The sequence below is a fragment of the Spirosoma areae genome (genome assembly GCF_054781775.1).
This window is the reverse complement of sequence record NZ_BAAGTT010000006.1, coordinates 68,781-88,517: the sequence shown is the minus strand read 5'-3', so window position 1 is coordinate 88,517 and position 19,737 is coordinate 68,781. Positions and strand designations below refer to the sequence as shown.

Genomic DNA, 19,737 nt, shown 5'->3' with positions numbered 1-19,737 from the left:
CGGATAACTTAATTACCGGACCAGGAGTAAACGCAGTGTAGCGGGCGGCTGCCCAGCCGCTTTAATCCTGACGAGGTAGGTCCCCTCCGTAAAGTGGGCCGTCTTCATCCGGTAGATGGGCTGAGTTTCCGATTCAACGCGGGTCTGATGTACGATGTTGCCAGAAATATCCACTAAAGAAATATCGACCAACTGACCCCCGGCGGGGCTTAGGTCAATCTGCACATCGTCGTGGGCGGGGTTAGGCCATAGCCGAAAAGCGGTAACAGCCTCCTGCCCGATTCCGGCGTCCGATTCAGTTCCCAGGCGAGCCGAGTTGTTGGTTGAACAGGTAGCCTGCTCCACCCGCCATTGCTGATTCGTGCCGCCGTTGGGCGTGTACTGAATAATTTGTGCGCCGTCGGCCGTACTGCCCCCGTTAACGTCCATCACCTTGCCCGAATGCCGGGCCTTGAAGCTATAATAGCCCTCGGCATCCTGCTGAATAGCCCACTGTTGGTTGGTGCCCCCCCCATAACCCCATTGCTGAACGGGCGCAGAATTCTGCTGGGATACCCCCGATACGTCGAGTACTTTACCACTATGGCTGGCCGTAACGCGGTAGTAGCCACTGCCCGCATCAACCAACTTCCATTGTTGCCAGGCCCGGTTGGCATCCGTGCGCTGGCGCACAGTTGCTCCGTCGTAAGTCGCTCCGTTCTCTACTCCCAGCACTTTGCCACTCACCCGTGCCGTGATGCGGTAACACTTGGTGGCGTCGAACGAGACAGGTGTCGGTGCTGTACTCACGCAGGTGCGCTCCTCAATGCTCCACTGCTGCGCTTTGGTGCCGTTGGCGCTGTACTGAACCACGTTCCCGCCCTCATTCTGATTGTTATTTTCTACATCGAGCCGTTTGCCCGAATGCCGGGCCGTCAGTTGATAGTAGCCCTCGCCATCCCGCTGAATGGCCCATTGCTGATTGGCATTACCCGAATACGTCCACTGACCAACTCCGGCCAGGTTCTGCTGCGCCCACCCAAGCACATCGAGTGCCTTATCGCTATGAGCAGCCATTACTCGGTAATAGCCACTGCCCACATCGGCCAACTTCCACTGTTGCCAGGCTTTATTCGCATCCGCATACTGGTTAACAGCATCCCCATTATTGGTTCCCCCATTGGCTACCCCCAGCACTTTGCCACTCGTGCGCGATGTCAGGCGGTAGCACTTCGCGGCATCGAACGATACAGGGGCTGGCGTTGCAGGGGCAGTAGGAATGGCACTCACCTCGACCCCGCCTGTCCAGACGTTGCCGCTGCGGGTGTAGATGCGGAAGAAATAAGTTTGCCCGGCGGTTAGATTAGTGACCGTTACGGTGGTTGCCCTTCCCTGAAAGACCACCTTGCCGCCTTCCAGCACGGCCCCATTGCCGGTAAAATTGGCGTCGGCCGTGTAGGTAGTCTGATTCGGTTTATCGGAGAAGCCCGACCCTGCTTTCGCCACAACCAATACATCATCAAACGGTACGCTGGCATTGGTCCAGGATACCACCACGGCGTTGGTTTGCGGAGTGGCTTTCGCATTCGTGACGAACAGCTTGGCCGAATTACAGTCCGGGTAAATTTTCACCGAATCCTGGGCCGACAATCCCCCCTTATCGGTAACCTTTAGGGTGATCAGGTAATAATATGTATTGCCGTCGCAGCCTACCGGCGAGATAGCAACGGTTGGCGATGCGCCGGTCTGCACGGGTTCGCGGTGTTCGTGGTTGTTGTGGCGCAACGCTACCTGCCAGGCGTAGGTCAGGCTGGCGGGGTCTTCGTCGGTCACACTGGCCGTGAGTTTGTACTGACTTTCCCGGTCGAGGGGATAGAGTGCATTATTGACCGGGGCCGTGATGCGGGCGGTGGGTACTGCATTGTTGAGCGAGATGGTCAGTGTTTTGCTGTCCGACAGGCCCCGCCCGTCGCTTACAGTAAGCCGAACGGTAAAGCCCTGTGCGCTGCCCGACGAGAAGACCTTCGTCGGGTTAGCCTGGGTCGAGGTTGTTCCATCGCCAAACTCCCAGAGATAGCTGAGCGGGTCGCCATCGGGGTCGCTGGAATTGCTGCCCGTGAATTTAACCGTGAGCGGGGAGGTGCCACTCTGTTTATCTGACGAAATCACAGCAACCGGCGGCTGATTGCCCCCGAAGCTGATTTTCATAATCTCACCCGTGTTGATGTTTACGTAATATAAGGCTCCATCAATGGGGCTGTATTCAACATCGACAATTCCTTTTCCCCCACCGGCAGGCAGAAACTCACGCACGTCTTTTACCGAGCCATCGGTGTTGAACGTTGCCGCTTTAATCCAGTTGGCCCCGTAGTCGGCAAAAAAATACGTATTGTGGTAGGCAGTTGGATAGGCTGTTCCGGCATAGTAAGCCCCCGCGGTGGACGCATTGCCCCGAAACGGCGTACCCGGAACAGGCCCCGCCGGGCTTAGGATAGTGGCCGTAGCGGTGTTGCCGCTGAACGTGGGCGTCCGGGCTATGTCGTTCTTGTGTTGCCAGTCGAGGGCGGGGCGGGAATGGAAATACCGGCGTTGCAAACCAGGTAAGGGCTGCTGACTACACGGATTGATGACCTGCGTTGTGCCGGAAGCAGGATTAGCGGCCTGCTTGAGCAAATCGCCGAAGAACAGAAACGGTCGTCCGCAGGTGTTGGTCGGGTTCGGCTCGTCTTTGTTTTCGAGGGTTTTGCTGGCCGGTCCGTAGCTGCTGTGTTCTTCCAGCCCTTCAAAAATGGGCCAACCGGCGTTTTCACCCCCCTGCCGCACAACCTGCATATCCTCCCAGGTACCCATGCCCACGTCGCCAATGAACAGCGTGCCGGGGTTGCCATCGGTAATGGACGTGCTGCCCGTATTGGGTTGGATGGTCATGCGGTAGGGATTCCGCAGCCCCAATGTCCAGACCCGCGACTTCGCCGAACGCGGAGCCGTTCCGTCGTAGAACGGATTGCTGGCCAGTCCGTCACCGGTGGCCGGGTCCAGCCGCAGCACCTTGCCACAGTGCGAATTCAGCATCTGCGACCGAAACGCACCCACGTTCTCATTGGCCCGCATGATGCCATCGGCTATGGCCTGCTGAAAATACGTACCAGAGTTACTTCCAATATCCGTACCGATGTAGCTGGCGTTATCACCGGTCGAAATCAACAGCGAACCGTCGCGCCCGAACAGGATGGTACCACCCGCGTGCGACTCGTGGGTGAGGGGTACGCCAGTTGATTTAGTTTCGCCCAGCAACACCTTTCGGCTGGCAAGGTCAGCCGTTAAATTGCTACCGGCAGTCTGAAACTTATAGCGTGTCGCCCGGCTGATGGTTGCCTGATTGTACTCATTCTTAGCCGGGTCATAGGCAGATGTTCCGGCGTTCATCAGGTGATGCCGGTCCACAACGTAGAACAGATACACCAGGCCATTTTGGGCGTAGTTCGGGTCTAAGCAAAAGCTGAGCAGACCAAAATCGCGCCAGTTACCTACTTCGTCGCTGATGTTGAGAACGGGCGTCGTTTGTTTTACATACTGAGTGCCGTTCCAGGTCGATACCCACACCTGTCCGGCTTTGTCCCACACAAAAAGCTTCTGCCCATCGGGCGTAAAAACGGTTCCCATTGGGGTCGTATACCCCTCCTGCACTTTGGCATTCAGGAAACCCGTTGGCAGGCTTTGGGCGGAAAGAGAGGGCTGAGCAAGCCAGCCCAGAATAATAAAGGCAATAGCGTAGCCACATCGCGCCAGGGCGCGATTAAAATTGATACACATTTCGTCAGATTAGTTAGTTAATGGGTAGTTTTTTTTCAAACGGCAACCCATTGATTGATAAACCTTTGACGAAATAGCAGACGGGCGTCACAAAAATATACTAAACGGTCGTTTTCAGAATGGCGATTATGGATACATGAACACAAATAAATTATATTTTTAGTTTACAGACTGTATACCCCCGGATGCGTGGTCCTTAGGTAAAAAAGCAGAAACACCGGCTGACAAACCGGTGTTTCTGGCATTGATAACGTTTACTATACCCTCGTCAAACCGGAGGGGACGATTTATCACTCAGCTACCTTACCGTCGCTGTGTCCGCGTGCGGGTTATCACAATGGGCGCACACTTAGCTGGCGGACAGACACAAACCGGAGCCGTAATCGTTACGGTTTGGTCAGTGAAGCAACCCGCCCCGTTGTACACCCGCACCGTGTAGGTTTGGGTGGCGCTCAGGTTGTTGATCAATACTCCATTGCCTGGTACAGGTGCCACCGCTGTGGCCGTGGCCGCGTTGAACGACCCACCCACCGAGTACTGATAGGTGTAACTTGCCGGATTGCCCGCCAGCCCACTTATCGTCAGTTGCCCATTCGTCTGGAGTTGACCACCTACGCAGGTCGGGTCAGTCGCCACCACCGTGAAGGAAGGCGGTGCGACCTCCTGGATAATGACCGGACAGCAGGTGCCATCGGGACATCCGGCCACACCCGTAACCGATATACTATAGCTACCGGGTGTGGTAGCCGTATAGCTGTTGAGGGTTCCCTGATACACCAGCGTTGAACCGTTGTAGAACTGGTAGTTGGCATACCCTGCCGGAGCCGATAGAACAAAGGCATAGTTGCTTCCCGTACAGACCTGAATCGGTACTGAAGTGCAGACTTTAGCCGTGTCACCCGGAATCGTAGCTGTGTTATACAGCACGCCCATGCTGTCGACCCGCACCTGGAAGGTTAGCGTCAGACTTTGACCAGCCGCGATGGTTGGAACCGTCCACAAGCTCGGCGCACCGGGTGTGAAACTCGTACCTGCCGGAGCCACGGCTGAATTCGCCACGTAAGTTGAACCGCTGCTAAGCGAATCCCGAACAGTAGTAGTCGCCGAAACCGAACCTGTGTTGGTCAGCACTAAGCTATAGGTCAGAATGTTGCCCACCTGAGCGGTCGAATTGCTGACCAGTTTCTCCAGTACCAGACCCGTCGAGATGTCATCCACGATCAGTATAGCTGGATCAGAGTCATCCTCATCGGTGGCGGGGTCGGTGCTCCCTGGGGTGCCCGTTCCGTTACCAATGACAGTATCATCTGAACCTGAGTCGGGGGCCCCACCCGCATCATTGCCGGGAGTGCTGTCGGGTGAGGAGTCGACATCGGTGCCGCCCTGAGCTGAACTAATCTCAGCCCGGTTGACGATAGCACCACTCGTACCCGCATTGAGCGTAAAGATGATGTTGCGGGTCGTGGAGGCTCCTGCCGACAAACTGGCAATGGGCGTGTTGAGGGTGGCGATGTTACCGGCTGCCGTCCAGTTGGCGTCGTTCAGCGTCAGTCCCGCCGGGATCAGGTCTACCAGGTTAATGGCGGTGGCTGTCACGTTACCCTGATTGAATACGGTGATGGTAAAGGTCACGCTGCTACCCGGCGTGACTGCCGTAGACTGACCAGCCGCCAGCGTTTTGCGAAGGGCCAGGTCAAAGACCGGCGTCACCACTGGGGTGCAGCTAACCGGGGCCGTGTAGGTGGCCGAGGTCGAACCACAACCGGCCAGTGTGGCCGTGACGGTGTTGGTCGAGCCGTTCGAGGTCAATCCGGTGAAGACCATCGTGAAGGTGTTGGAACTGCCCGCCGTGGTGGTGAAGGGCTGGCTGGTGACTCCGTTGGAAATCGTCAGCGTACCACCATTGGTTGGGTTCTGCACCACCACCACCGCCGTCACGGAATAGGTATTCGTGGCTGAGTTACATACACCCGCCGTGATGGTCGGGGTTTGTACCTGACAGACCAGCGTGGGCGTACAACTCACCGGCGCGGTGTAGCTGGCCGTAGCCGAACCACAACCGGGCAGACTGGCCGTGATGGTGTGGGTCAACCCGTCCGAAAGTAGCCCGTTGAAGATGGCCGACACCGTGGCTGTACCCACTAAAGCCGGTACGCTAAAGGTCAGACTGGCGGGTCCATTCGCCACCGTCAGCACACCACCCGTTGGGTTGGTCAGGGTGATGGTCGCCGTCGTGGAGTAGGCGTTGGTGGCTGAGTTACAGACGCCCACCGTCACCACGGGCGTACCCACCGCACAGACCGGCGTTGCCGAGCAACTCGCCGGAGCGGTATAGCTGGCCGTGGCCGAACCGCAACCGGGCAACGAAGCCGTGATGGTACGGGTAGCCCCATTCGAGGTCAGGCCGTTGAAGGTAGCCGTGAAGGTGAACGTCGTCAGGCCGCCCCCGATGGTCGTCGTCAGGCTGCTGGCACCGTTGCTGACGGTGAGCACCCCGGCTGCGGGGTTGGTCAGGGTGATGGTCGCCGTTGTGGAGTAGGCGTTGGTCGCCGTTAGGCAGGGGCCAACCGTGATGACCGGTGCGGCAATCGAACAAACCGGGGTCACCGAGCAGCTAACCGGGGCCGTATAGGTGGCCGAGGTCGAACCGCAACCGGCCAGTGTGGCCGTAATAGTCCGGGTCAAGCCGTTCGAGGTCAATCCGGTGAAGACCATCGTGAAGGTGTTGGAACTGCCCGCCGTGGTGGTGAAGGGCTGGCTGGTGACTCCGTTGGAAATCGTCAGCGTACCACCATTGGTTGGGTTCTGCACCACCACCACCGCCGTCACGGAATAGGTATTCGTGGCTGAGTTACATACACCCGCCGTGATGGTCGGGGTTTGCACCTGACAGACCAGCGTGGGCGTACAGGAAACCGGAGCCGTATAGGTGGCTGTGGCCGAACCGCAACCGGGCAACGTTGCCGTAATCGTGTGGGTCAGGCCATCGGAAACCAGGCCATTGAAGGTTGCCGTGTAGGTGAAACTGGATAGTCCACCAGCTACCGTTGTGGTCAGGCTTTGGCCGCCATTGCTCACCGTGAGCACACCCGCCGTAGTATTGGTCAGGGTCACGACCGCCGTGGCCGAGTAGGCATTGGTGGCCGAGTTACAGGCCCCCACCGTGACGACCGGCGTTCCCACCGAGCAGGCTGGCGTTACCGAGCAACTCGCCGGGGCGGTGTATGTCGGGGTAGCTGTGCCGCAAGCAGGCAGGCTTACCGTAACCGTATGCGAAGCCCCGTCCGAGGTCAGCCCGTTGAAAATAGCCGTGAACATGTTGCTGCTGCCCGCCGTGGTAGTAAACGGCTGACTGATGGCTCCATTGGAAATCGTCAGCGTACCACCACCCGTTGGGTTGAGCACCGTGGCCGTTACCGTGGCCGAATAGGTGTTGGTGGCCGAAGCACACAGCCCCGCTGTCACCGTCGCGCTCACCGAACAAACCGGAGCGGCCGTACAACTCACCGGCGCGGTGTAGGTCACCGTCGCACTGCTGCAACCGGGCACCGAGGCCGTTACCGTATGTACGCTGCCATCCGAGTTGATGCCCGCGTTGATGATCGTGAAGGTGTTACTCGCTCCGGCGGTGGTAGTGAAAGTGCGGGTAATAGTCCCGTCAACTACAGTAAGCGTACCGGCTGATGGATTCAGTACCGTCACCGTCGCCGTTGTGCTGAAGGTGTTGTTCACCGTCGAGCAGAGACCCGCCGTTATCGTGGCACTAATCGAGCAGACGGGGGGAGCCACCGAACAGGAAACTGGGGCGCTGTACGTCGCTACCGCCGAGCCGCAACCCGGCAGACTGGCCGTAATGCTCTGGCTGGCTCCGTTGGAGATTAGCCCGTTGAAGGTCGCCGTGTAGGTGAAGCTACTCAGGCCACCCGTTACTGTGGTGGTCAGGCTGTTTGCCCCATTGCTCACCGTCAATACACCCGCTGTGGTGTTGGCTAAGGTTACCACCGCTGTAACTGAATACGTACTGGTGGCTGTCAGACAGGGACCTACCGTGACAACGGGGTTAATCGAGCAGACCGGTGTGGGCGTTACCGTGATGACCGCCGGATCGGCATCATCTTCATCGGTAGCTCCGCTGGTATCGCCCGGCGTGCCCGTGCCGTTACCGCCCGTCGAATCGTCCGAACCCGAGTTGGGCGTACCGCCCGCATCGTTAGTGCCGTTGTTGTCCGGCGTGGAGTCAGTATCAGTGCCACCCTGAGCCGAGCTAATCTCGGCTCGGTTGACGATAGCGCCACTCACTCCAGCGTTGACTGTAAAGATGATGGTGCGGGTGGTACTCGCGCCCGCCGACAAACTGGCAATGGGCGTATTGAGGATGGCCGTGCTGCCAGATAGCAACCAGTTAGCATCATTCAGGGTCAGCCCGGCGGGAATGTTATCCACCAGATTGATGTTAGTGGCGGTCACATTGCCCTGGTTGAAGACCGTGACGGTGAAGGTCACGCTGCTGCCTGGTGTTACCGACGCGGCCTGCCCAGCGGCCAGGGTTTTAATCAGGGCCAGGTCAAACACCGGCGCGGGGGCCGAGCAACTCACCGGCGCGGTGTACTGCGCCGTGGCCGAGCCACATCCGGGTAAAGTCGCCGTGATGGGGCGCGTCAAGCCATCGGAAAGTACCCCATTGAAGACCATCGTGAAGGTGTTGGAGCTACCTGCCGTGGTGGTGAAAGGCTGGCTGGTGATTCCGTTGGAAATCGTCAGCGTGGCCCCACCGGCCGGGTTCTGCACCGTCACCACCGCCGTAGTGGAGTAGGTGTTGGTCGCTGTCAGGCAAGGCCCAACGGTGATAGTCGGGGTTTGGACCTGACAGACCAGGGTGGGTGTACAGGAGACTGGAGCCGTGTAGCTGGCTGTCGCCGACCCGCAACCCGGCAAACTGGCCTTAATGCTCTGGCTGCTGCCATCCGAGACTAAACCGTTGAAGGTCGCCGTGTAGGTGAAGCTGCTCAGCCCACCGGCCACGGTGGTGGTCAGGCTTTGGCCGCCATTGCTGACGGTCAAGACACCCGCCGTTGTGTTGGTCAGGGTGACCACGGCGGTGGTGGAGTAGGCGTTGGTCGCTGAGTTACAGACGCCCACCGTGACGACGGGTGTTGCCACGGAGCAAACCGGGGCTACTGAACAACTGGCCGGGGCAGTGTACTGTGCCGTAGCCGAACCGCAACCGGGTAAGGTTGCCGTTACCGTGCGGGTTAGCGCGTCGGAGAGAAGTCCGTTGAAGACCGCCGTGTAGGTGAAAATGCTCAAGCCACCAGGAACCGCTGTCGTTAGACTACTGACTCCGTTCGAGATGCTCACCGTCAGCACACCCGCTGTGGGGTTGGTCAGGGTGACCACCGCTGTGGTGGAATAGGTGTTGGTCGCTGTCAGGCAAGGCCCTACCGTCACCACCGGCGTACCCACCGAACAGACCGCAGCTACTGAACAACTGGCCGGAGCGGTGTAGGTGGCCGTGGCTGAACCACATCCGGGCAAACTCGCCGTGATGGTCTGGCTGGCTCCGTTGGAGACTAAGCCCGTAAAGACCATCGTGAAGGTGTTGCTGGCGCCTGCCGTGGTGGTGAAGGGCTGGCTGGTGATTCCGTTGGAAATCGTCAGCGTGGCCCCACCGGCCGGGTTCTGCACCGTCACCACCGCCGTAGTGGAGTAGGTGTTGGTCGCTGTCAGGCAAGGCCCAACGGTGATAGTCGGGGTTTGTACCTGACAGACCAGGGTAGGCGTACAGGAGACTGGAGCCGTGTAGCTGGCTGTCGCACTACCGCAACCGGGCAGCGAAACTGTTACGGTACGGGTAGCACCGTTGGAAACCAGCCCGGCGAAGACCGCCGTGAAGGTATTGGAACTGCCCGCTGTAGTTGTGAAGGGCTGGCTGCTGGCTCCATCGGAAATGGTCAGCGTACTGCCACCTGTGGGGTTGTTGACCGTTACGACTACCGTACTGGAGAAGCTGTTAGTCACCGAGTTACACACGCCCGCCGTAACCACCGGTGTGCCCACTGAGCAAACCGGGGCTATCGAACACGAAGTCGGAGCCATATAGGTGGCCGTGGTCGCTCCACAACCCGGCAGGCTGATGTTCACTAAGTGAGCGCTGCCATCCGAGAGCAGACTATTAAAGACCGCCGTAAACGTATTGGAACTACCCGTTGTGGTCGAGAAGGTTTGCGTGATGCCGCCATCAGTCACACTCAGCGTCTGGCCACCCACCGGGTTGAAGACCGTGATGGTCACCGCCGAAGAGTAGGTGTTGGTCGCCGTCTGACACAGGCCCGCGCTGGCGGTGGCTGAGATGCTGCAAACCGGCGTCACTAAACACGAAACCGGCGCGGTGTAGGTCGTTGTGGCCGAACCACAGCCCGGCAACGAAACCGTGATGGTGCGGGTCGTATTGTCTGAAGGCAGGTTATTGAAGGTCGCCGTGAAGGTATTGCTGGTGCCCGCCGAGGTGGAGAAGGTCAGCGTGCTGGTTCCATCATTCACCGTCAGGGTTTGACCCGCTACGGGGTTATTGACCGTCACCGTCACCGACGAGGAGAAGGTGTTGGTCGCCTAATTACACACGCCCGCCGTAACCACTGGTGTCAGCACGGCACAGGCCGGGGCCACCGAGCAACTCGCCGGAGCGGTGTAGGTCGCCGTGGCTGAACCGCAACCCGGCAGCGAAGCCGTTACGCTCTGGCTGATTCCGTTGGAGAGTAGCCCGTTGAAGGTCGCCGTATAGGTAAAGCTGCTCAGGCCCGCGCCCACCGCTGTGGTCAGGCTCTGGCCCTGGGTGCTGACCGTTAAGGTACCGCCCGCTCCGGTGTTGGCTAAGGTCACCACCGCTGTGGTGGAATAGGTGTTGGTCGCCGTCAGGCAAGGCCCAACCGTCACCACCGGATTGATTGAGCATACCGGCAGGGGCGTTACCGTAATAACGGCTGGGTCGGCATCGTCCTCGTCACCGGCTGCACTGGTGCCGCCCACGGTGCCCGTGCCGCTACCCGTAATGGTGTCATCGGCGGGTGAGTTAGGCGTACCGCCCGAATCGTTGCCCGGATTGTTGTCCGGGCTGGAGTCCACATCCGTGCCGCCCGTCGCCGAACTAATCTCGGCTACGTTGACAATGGCCGTACTCACACTAATGGCATTACTCACCGTGAAGACGATGTCGCGCGTTGTACTGCTCCCCGCCGAGAGCGAGGCAATGGGCGCTACCAGCGTAGCGATGCCGCCCGAAGCCGTCCAGTTGGCATCGTTCAGGGTCAGGCCCGCCGGGATGTAGTCACTTACCTGAATGTTGGTAGCCGTGACGTTACCCTGGTTGAAGACCGTAATGGTGAAGGTGACGTTGCTGCCGGGCACCACGTTGGCGGCCTGCCCACCGGCCAGCGTTTTCCGCAGGGCCAGGTCAAAGACGGGGGCATAGAAGCCCGCGTCTAAGGTCGGGTTGTTCTCGCCCGGTGCGAGCGTCACACTCTGGGTGCGGCCCGTGATGAGGTCAGCATCCGAATCCAGCGCATCATTGCCACCCTGATTCGCCAGCGTAGCCGTCAGACCGGTGGGTGTACTGAAGCCCACCGAGTAGCTTAGGCTGTTGCCAGGGGTAAGGCCCGTGAAGGAGTACAGACCCGACCCATTGGTGACGGTGGTGGCTGAAACTACTCCGTTGATGTAGAGTGTCGCCGTTACGCCCGGAATAGGCACGTCGCCCGCATCCTGAATGCCGTTGAGGTTATTATCACGGAAGACGTAATCGCCCAGACTGGCTGGAATTGGGTAGAAACCCGCATCGAGGTTAGGGTTGAACTCGCCATTGGCCAGCGTCACCGAGCGGGTGCGGCCCGTAATCACATCGGCATCCGAATCCAGCGCATCGTTGCCGCCCGCCTGCTGGAGGGTGGCAGTCAGGCCCGTGGGCTGGGTGAAGCCCACGCTATATGAGTTGCTGCTGCCCGGCGTCAGACCTGTGAAGGAGTAGAGGCCACCGGCATTGGTGACGGTGGTGGCCGAGGCTACCCCGTTGATAAACAGCGTCACGGTAACACCCGGAATCGGCGTATCGCCCGTGTTTTGAATACCGTCTTTATTAGCATCTAAGAACACATAATCACCCAGCCCGGCGGTAGGGCCCGCAATGGTGAAGCTGGTGGTGGCCGTAGCGGTACAGGAGCCGGAGCCGGTGGCGTTGTTGTTGACCACCACCGTAACCGTATAGACACCCGCCGTTACCGGCGCGGTGAACGAGGTGGGGTTAGCTCCCGCGTTGGCAAACAGAATGCCCCCATTAGCCGAATAGGCGAAGGTCGTCAGCGGACTCGTTCCGGTGGCGGTAGTGGTGAGCGTATAGATACTGCCGGGGGTAACGGCTCCCGATGGGGTGCGCGTCAGGGTAGCCCCCGTAACGGCCACGCAGGGCGTGTTGGTCACGGTAAGGCAAGCTTGGGCGATGTCCTCATTCCCCAGCATAGCGACACCCCCGCCCGTGGTCAGCAGGGCGTTCTGGGGAATCAGGTTGCAGTACAGACCCGCTACGCTGCTGGTGACGGGCACGATGATGGTGCAGGTGGCATTAGCGGCCAGCACTGCGCCCGTGTTCATGGTCACAATCGTGTCCCCGGCGGCAAAGCCTGCTATGTTGGGGCAGGTGCCGGTATTGCTGCCAGCCGCCAGCACTAAACCCCTCGGCAGGTAATCGTAGAAATCTTGGATCGTAGTCAGGGCAAAGGCGTTGCGGTTCTCGACCGTAATCGTCAGCGAACCCACCTGACCCGTAGCCAGCCCGTTGGGACCGAAGGTCTTGCTCAGCATGGGTGCCAGCACAAAGGGACCGGCCTCGACACACTCCTGAGCAGGCAGCAGGTTGGGTCCCACCGAGGTTTGCAGGCTGCCCACCGCAATGGTGTTGCAGTAGGTGCCCGACGCGGGTACAGTCACGTCGACGTAAATCTGGGTCAGTCCCGGCAGCAGCGTCGTACCCGACGGAATGGTAATGGTACTACCCCCGGCCGTTGCCACCACCCCGGCAAAGCTGGGGTTGGTGCTAATGTTGGGCGTGGCGGCCACGGTCATCTGCGCGGGCAGGTTGTCGGTAAAGGGCGCCGTCAGCGTAATGGGGGTGGCGTTGTCGTTATAGAGCTTGAGCGTGAGCCGGAAAGGAACGTTAGGCCGCACGATCTGGGGGCTGAAGTCCTTCTCAATCCGTGGTGGGGGTGGCCCCGTCACGGTGAAGGGCACACAGGACGTATACTGCGTCGGATTCGTATCGCTGCCGGGGGGATAAACGCCCACAATCTCGGCGCAGTTGGTATACGAACCGGGCATCAGGGTTTTGGCCACAATGGACAGCGTGGCCGTGGCCCCAGCCGCTAAATTGTCGATTTCCCAGCCCTGGGCGTTGGTGTAGGTGCCCGATGAGGGCGTACCACTCACGACCGTAAAACTGGTGCTGTACGGATTCAGCAGGTCATCCGCCACCTGAATCGCCGACGCACTGAGCGTGCCCGTGTTTTGCAGCGTCAGGCTGAAGGTGATGTTGCCGCCCACCGTTACCGTAGCGGGTGAGACCGTTTTGTTCAGCACTAAGTGTATCCGCTGGTTACCGGTACAAACATCGGCGCAGGCGTAGTCGTCTTCCGTGCCCAGCCCATTATCCGGCTCGGAGTTGGGGTCGGCGGCATCCGAGGCAATGACCTCGGCGCACATTGGCTGGCAGGTAGTGCAGGGAGCCGCAGGCAGGTCGACCGATAAGTCGGTATAGCAGGTATTGTTGCCGTTGAAAATCCGAACGGTGTACCGCTGAGCCGTTACCGCCGGATTCGCCAGACCTGACAGGGTGAACCCTCCGCCCGACAGCGCACTCGATGAGGCATAGGTCAGGGCCGACGACGGACCACCGGCAGCAATGGCTACGCGATCTCCCCCCGTTACGCCCGACACAATAATCTGCCCGTTGCTATTGGCCGTGCTGCCTGAGCAGGTTGCCGCTACCGCCGTTGCCGTACCCGATGGGTTGGTGCAGACGGGCGGACCCGGACAAACGGCGGCATTGATTGTAACCGTGCGGTCCACAAAGCAGGTGTTGCTGCCGTTGAAAATACGAACGGTGTATAACTGGCTGGTAGCCGGATTGGCCAGCCCGGTGAAGGTGAAGGCCCCACCCGATAGATTACTGGCTCCGGCGTAGGTGAGCGATGCGCCCGAACCACCGGCCACGATGGCGGCCCGGTCGCCGTTGCTGACGCCCGTTACGGTGACCTGGGCATTGTTGCTGGCAACCGTTCCCGAACAGGTCGCCGATACATCCGTGACCGTACCCGAAGGCTGCGTACAGGCCGCTACGCAGTTGGCCGGATTGAGCGTGAGGGTGCGGTCGGTAAAGCAACTGCCGCTGCCGTTGAAAATCCGGACGGTATAGGTCTGGGCACTGCCCGGATTGGCTAAACCCGTAAAGGTGAAGGCCCCACCCGACAGCGCACTGGCGCTTCCGTAGGTGAGTGATGCGCCTGAGCCACCGGCTACTAAGCCCACCCGGTCGCCGTTGGTGACACCCGAAACCCGTACCTGAGCATTACTGTTGGCTGTTGCGCCCGAACAGGTGGCCTGAACAGCCGCTACCGAACCAGCAGGCTGCGTACACACTGGGGCACAAATGGTTGGATTGAGCGTGAGGGTGCGGTCGATATAACAACTGGCACTGAAAATCCGCACCGTATAGGTCTGGGGCGAAGCCACGCCCGCTAAGTTACTGGCAATAATCCCGTTGGCGGGGATAGCTGTGGCACTGCCGAAGGTAGCCGAGCCGGTATAGGTGCTGCCCGTGGTGAAGGCAAAGCGATTGCCAGTCCCAAAATTGGTGAGGGTGATGCTGCCGTTGCTGGCCGGGCTTCCGCCGTTGCAGGTAGCGGCTTTCGCCGATGCCGTTGCGTTGGGCGAGCCGCAGGTGCCCAGCACGGTCAGGTTGTCGTAGCCTACCTGGACACCACCGACAAGCCGACGCACCAGCCCGAAGATAAGCGTGTAGGTAACGGCGGCATTGCCATCGGTACAGAACTGACTGCCCGAGGTGGGAAAGGTGAAGGTCTGATTGGCAGAAGAGATATTCTGGGTGGTGGAGTAGATGAGCACCCCATTTCGTTTGACGGCAAAGCCCTGTTTCTGGAAAACAGGCGATGAGCCATTCTGCTTCTGCATATAATCCAGCTTAAAGCCGGTGACGCAGGAGGCCTTACCCGCCGGAACCGTGTAGGTAATATAGAAGTTGGCACACTGCTCGGGGTTAAAGGTCGTGCTGTTGGGGTCGTAGGTACAATTTCCGTCAACATTGGAATCATAAAAATTACGAAGACAGAGGCCATTGGCAAAATAGTCCGAATTATGATGCCCCGTACTACCCAGTAACGCCTGCCCGCAACCCGAATTTATTTGCGGGCAGTAGAAGAACTTATTCTGTTCAAATAGTGGAGTCGTATTGGTCGCTTTGTTGTAGCCAAAAGCAATACCAAGTTTAGGCGTTGCCCCGTTGCACTGAACATTTTCACTATTGAAGTTCCACTGGAGCAGGGTGCCCGGCGTGGTGGAGCAGGCGGTTTGGGCCTGGACGGAGAAACTCAGGCTCACTAAGCTGAGGCAGGCCAGGAGGTAGAGGAGGTGTTTTACCCCCCGTGTCGGCATAACCCCCCGTCCCCCTGAAGGGGGTGAGGACGGTCCAAAGCTGACGCCGGAGGGTCTCGGAGTCCCCACCCCCTTCAGGGGGACGGGGGGCAAAGACCAAGCCGGGGCCGCTCCTGAGAGGGTATTTGCGCTTGTTGTATAGTTTGTGTTCATGTCGGTATATCTGATCAGATTGGATAGCTTAGTTGATGCGAACGCTCAGGCTGAGGGTTTGGCTGCCCACGGCGACACTGGGGATGGTCCAGATGTTGGTGCCCTCGTTGTAGGTGCCTGACTGCGGCACATTGCTCACCAGCGTGACATTGGCCGGTACATAAACCTTCACCTGCACATTGGGGGCGGTCGATGGCCCGGCGTTGGTGAGCGTATAGACATAGGTGGCCACGTCGCCGGGGTTTTTGGTCTGGGTGGGCGGGGCCACCGCCAAGCTGAGGTTAGCCGTCAGACACTGCGTTGGCTGGAGCGTTACGACCTGGTCGAAAAACGTACCCGCATCGCAGAAAACCCGGATGGTGTAGGGCTGGGCAACGGCAGGGTTGGCCAGCGTAGTGGTGACGGTGGCCGTTGTGCCGGTAAAACTCGTCGCGCTGGCAAAGGCCGGACCGGTGTAGGTACTGCCCGCCGAGAAGCCCACGCGGGCACCGTTGCTGACGCTGCTAATCTGAATCGTACCGTTGCTGTTGGCCGTGCTGCCACTACAGGTCGCCGGACTTACTGACGCCACAAAGCCGGGGGTAGCGCAACCAGCAGCAAAGACCAGGTTCCCAGCGATATCCACGGGTGAGGGAGCCAGGGTCGTCCAGGTGCTGGTAGTCGGGCTATAGCGATAAAAGGCAGTTCCGACGTCAGCGTCGGCATAGAGAAAGCCGCCACCGAAGGCCACCCCGCCTTCCAGATCGGCAGGAGCATCGGGCAGCGTTGTCCAGGTATTGGTGGCGACGTCGTAGCGGTAGACAGTGGGAGATATTGTTCCGCCCCCTTGTCCATTAATGGGGGCATAAATCCGCCCACTGCCATCGTAGACCAGATCCCCAACGATGTTCGCTGGTGTGGGAGCCAGGGTTGTCCAGGTGTTGGTGGCCGGATTGTAGCGGTAGAAGGTAGCCCCAACGTCACCATCGGCATAGAGAAAGCCGCCCCCAAAGGCTATCCCACCTTCCAGGTCAGCGGGGGCAGCGGGGAGCGTTGTCCATGTGTTGGTGGCGATGTCGTAGCGATACACGGTAGGAGATGCCGGTTCGCCGGTGTTTCCTTGTGACTTAACGGCGGCATAAATCCGCCCGCTGCCATCATAGGCCAAATCTCCGCCGATGTTTCCTGGTGTAGGAGCCAGGGTTGTCCAGGTGCTGGTGGCCGGATTGTAGCGATAGAAGGTAGTTCCAGATTCAGCGTCGGCATAGAGAAAGGTGCCATCGGAGGTCAACGCGCCTTCCAGGTCGGCCGGGGCAGCGGGCAGTATGGTCCAAGCGTTGGTGGCGATGTCGTAGCGGTAGACATTAGGAGATGTCGTTCCGCTTCCCTGTCCACTAACGGGGGCATATACAAACTGCGCCTGGGCCTGTTGCGTAAAGCCTCCCAGCAGCAGGAGCCAGAGTAGCCACCGCAGGCCATACCGGCTGCCGGGTCGCTGTGTGGGTGTTGGTACTTGTGGATTCATGGTGTTCATTGGTTTATGGCTTGTGTTTGTGTTTATCGTTGTGTTTTACCCCCCGTCCCCCTGAAGGGGGTGGGGACTCCGAGTGCCTCCGGCGGTTTTGGCCGGGTCCCCACCCCCTTCAGGGGGACGGGGGGTAAATCGGGCCGGACGGGGGGTAAATCGATTCGTGCAAGGCCATCTGTATCGTGTTAAGCACTGCTTCCATATCGTGAGCAATCTGTTTATTGGTGAATCGAAGTACCCGGATACCAAATTCGGTCATCATGTAATTTCGATTCAGGTCGTATTCCCGTTGGTCGGTTTCATCATGTATGTCTCCATCTATCTCGATTACCAGTTTCGCTGCGTGACAATAGAAGTCGGCGATGAAATACTGAATCGGGTGTTGAGATTTGACCGGGCCGCCGTTGCGGACGGTAACCGTCCAGTCGATTCTCTTTCAGGCACTCCCACATCCGCTGTTCCGATGGTGTCAGATTCTGTCTGAGTTCTTTGGCTTTCCGAAAAATCTCCGGGCTTGCGCCATAAAACATATCCGTAGCCATCGGCTTTTACAGTTTACTTCTCTTACTCCCCGAATTACTCCGGCTGGCTTTTACCCCCCGTCGCGGCTCAGCCCCCCGTCCCCCTGAAGGGGGTGAGGACTTGGCCCCCTCCGGCGGTTTTGGCCGGGTCCTCACCCCCTTCAGGGGGACGGGGGGCAAATGGCTGTATCGTCTGCGTTAAGTACTTCATAATCAACGGGCTATTGGGTCGTCGGGCCAGGGCCAGTTGGAAAGCATCCCGCGCCTGCTGGATTTCACCCCTCCTAAAGTGGAGCATACCGAGGCTCTCGGTTACAGGGTACATCAGTCTCGGTGGTTCGTCGTAGGTGATGGCTTTCTCCAGTTCCATCGCTTCGGTAAAGGCTCGTCCGTCGAAGGGCGCCGGGCGTCCGTCGGGTCCCGGCTGGCGGTTCACTAACCAGCCGGTTAGTTCCAGCCGGGCTATGTCCATGATATCGTAGGTTTCGTTGAGGGAGCGGAAGGCCATGTGGCCCTGTTGCTGGCTCCCCGCCTGGGTGTATTGTTGCATCAGGCTGGAAAGTTGCGTGAGTTGTTGTTGGGCTGTGGCTATATCGCCCCCTTCGGTGGCCAGCATTCCCTGGCTGTAGGCGAGCATGGCTTGCAGATAAGCGCGAACCAGGGGGTCGGGGAGCGGTGAGCGGGGAGCACGGGGCAGGGAGCCTGGCGCGTGGGGTGTGCGGTCCCCCGCTCCCTGCACCTTGCCGGATCGCCGGACCGTCCCTACTCCCAGCCAGTAGGTCAGGTACTCACTTGCTTTTTGCCATTGCCGGAAACGGATATGAACCAGGGCGGGCAGGATGCGCCCTTCGTAGAGCAGCATCAGCGAGCCGCCATCGGTGGCAGTAGTGGTCAGGGTGGTGTTGGCGTAGGCATTGGCCGCGTCGAGGGCCTGGTCGTAGTGGCCCAGTTCAGCTTCGGCTACGGCCAGGAAATGCAGGTTATGGAGGTAATTCTGGTTAGCATCGCGCGGAATGACGGTGGTGGCGTGATACTGCTCATCCTGATTGCGGGCCAGTTGATAGGCGGCAGCGGCCTTGTCGTACTGACCGGCTAAGAAATACAAATGCCCCGGCATGTGGGTGATGTGCGGGGAGTTGGGAGCCAAAGTTACCATGTGCCGGGCAACCGGGATGGCCTGGGCAAAGTCGGGGCGGAGTTCGAGCAGGTGAATGTAGTGGTGGAGCAGCCCGAGGTGATCGGGGTGGATTTTTATGGCCCGTTCGAGACTGGCCTTGATGGCATCGCCCACGGGTCCGTTCATGTCTTTGCTGGCCTGGCGCATGAAAATAGCGGCCATCGCCACCGCGTCGGCATCGTCGGGGAATGTTTGGGCCAGCGCCTGGAATTGCCCAAAAGCCGCATCGGGGCCTTTGTGGGTGAGCGTGGCGGTGGCTTCGATGAGGGCGCGTTCGAGCGGCCGGATGTTACGGCTGGTTCGCAGACTCATCGCGTGGTCGATAGCGCGGGTCCATTCGGCGTTGTTTTCGGAGGCAAAACCGGGCTGGCACAGGGCCAGACCCCAGTAGTTCATGGCGCAGGTAGAGTCGAGTTGAATGGCCTGTTTGAATGCACGGTAGGCTTCGATATGCCAGAAGCCATACAGCAAATTCAGTCCCTGGTCGAACCAGCGTTGAGACGTTGCATTTTTAGACCATCCAGCGGTGCGCCGTTGCAACCGGGACGATATGGTAAAATGTACTGTACCAATGCCCGTCAATAGCCTGGGAGCAGGTAAGTCGGTAGGCGACAGCCGGGCAATGGCCCCCCGGCATAGCGGGATAGGCATGCCCATAGCCGTATCGACTGCGGATATTCCCCCCGTCGGCGCATAGGTGGCCAGGGTTTTCTGCTGCACCTGATGACAAAAGGCCAACAGGGCAGCAAATCCTAAAAAGCAGAGTACATATGTTTTCATAGGCAGCGAACTGCACGTTTGTATGATGCACTGTTCAGGTCCTGACCAGGTTGCCGGATCAGTTGAAACTAAAAAAGCTGTAAACGGAAAGAAGG

At 59.2% G+C, this 19,737-nt stretch carries 7 protein-coding genes; all 7 read right to left on the bottom strand.

The features are described from left to right. Window positions 1–12: 12 nt before the first annotated feature. Entirely contained in the window at window positions 13–3,792 is a 3,780-nt protein-coding gene (locus tag ACYVI1_RS02680; protein WP_460906416.1) for an RICIN domain-containing protein, read from the bottom strand. A gap of 303 nt (window positions 3,793–4,095) precedes the next feature. After that, entirely contained in the window at window positions 4,096–10,371 is a 6,276-nt protein-coding gene (locus tag ACYVI1_RS02675) for a beta strand repeat-containing protein (RefSeq protein ID WP_460906414.1), read from the bottom strand. Window positions 10,372–10,401: 30 nt separating this feature from the next. Next, window positions 10,402–15,504, bottom strand: coding sequence for an SdrD B-like domain-containing protein (locus ACYVI1_RS02670; protein WP_460906412.1), 5,103 nt, complete (start codon window positions 15,502–15,504; stop codon window positions 10,402–10,404). 181 nt (window positions 15,505–15,685) lie between these two features. After that, window positions 15,686–17,161 carry a DUF6923 family protein gene (locus ACYVI1_RS02665; RefSeq protein WP_460906410.1) on the bottom strand — a complete coding sequence of 492 codons (1,476 nt, stop codon included), beginning with the start codon at window positions 17,159–17,161 and terminating at the stop codon, window positions 15,686–15,688. Between the two features lie 118 nt (window positions 17,162–17,279). Then, on the bottom strand, window positions 17,280–17,498 hold the full coding sequence (locus tag ACYVI1_RS02660) for an endonuclease domain-containing protein (RefSeq protein ID WP_460906438.1): 219 nt from the start codon (window positions 17,496–17,498) through the stop codon (window positions 17,280–17,282). Continuing rightward, on the bottom strand, window positions 17,467–17,694 hold the full coding sequence (locus ACYVI1_RS02655) for a DUF559 domain-containing protein (RefSeq protein ID WP_460906436.1): 228 nt from the start codon (window positions 17,692–17,694) through the stop codon (window positions 17,467–17,469). The genes ACYVI1_RS02660 and ACYVI1_RS02655 overlap by 32 nt, the downstream gene beginning before the upstream one ends. Window positions 17,695–17,773: 79 nt before the next feature. Then, entirely contained in the window at window positions 17,774–19,642 is a 1,869-nt protein-coding gene (locus ACYVI1_RS02650; RefSeq protein WP_460906408.1) for a tetratricopeptide repeat protein, read from the bottom strand. Between the last annotated feature and the right edge of the window lie 95 nt (window positions 19,643–19,737).

What these genes read in the sequence shown, in the direction of transcription:
- ACYVI1_RS02665 (WP_460906410.1), bottom strand. Translation starts at nt 17,161, where the DNA reads ATGAATCCACAAGTACCAACACCCACACAGCGACCCGGCAGCCGGTAT.
- ACYVI1_RS02650 (WP_460906408.1), bottom strand. Translation starts at nt 19,642, where the DNA reads ATGAAAACATATGTACTCTGCTTTTTAGGATTTGCTGCCCTGTTGGCC.
- ACYVI1_RS02655 (WP_460906436.1), bottom strand. Translation starts at nt 17,694, where the DNA reads ATGTTTTATGGCGCAAGCCCGGAGATTTTTCGGAAAGCCAAAGAACTC.
- ACYVI1_RS02680 (WP_460906416.1), bottom strand. Translation starts at nt 3,792, where the DNA reads ATGTGTATCAATTTTAATCGCGCCCTGGCGCGATGTGGCTACGCTATT.
- ACYVI1_RS02670 (WP_460906412.1), bottom strand. Translation starts at nt 15,504, where the DNA reads ATGCCGACACGGGGGGTAAAACACCTCCTCTACCTCCTGGCCTGCCTC.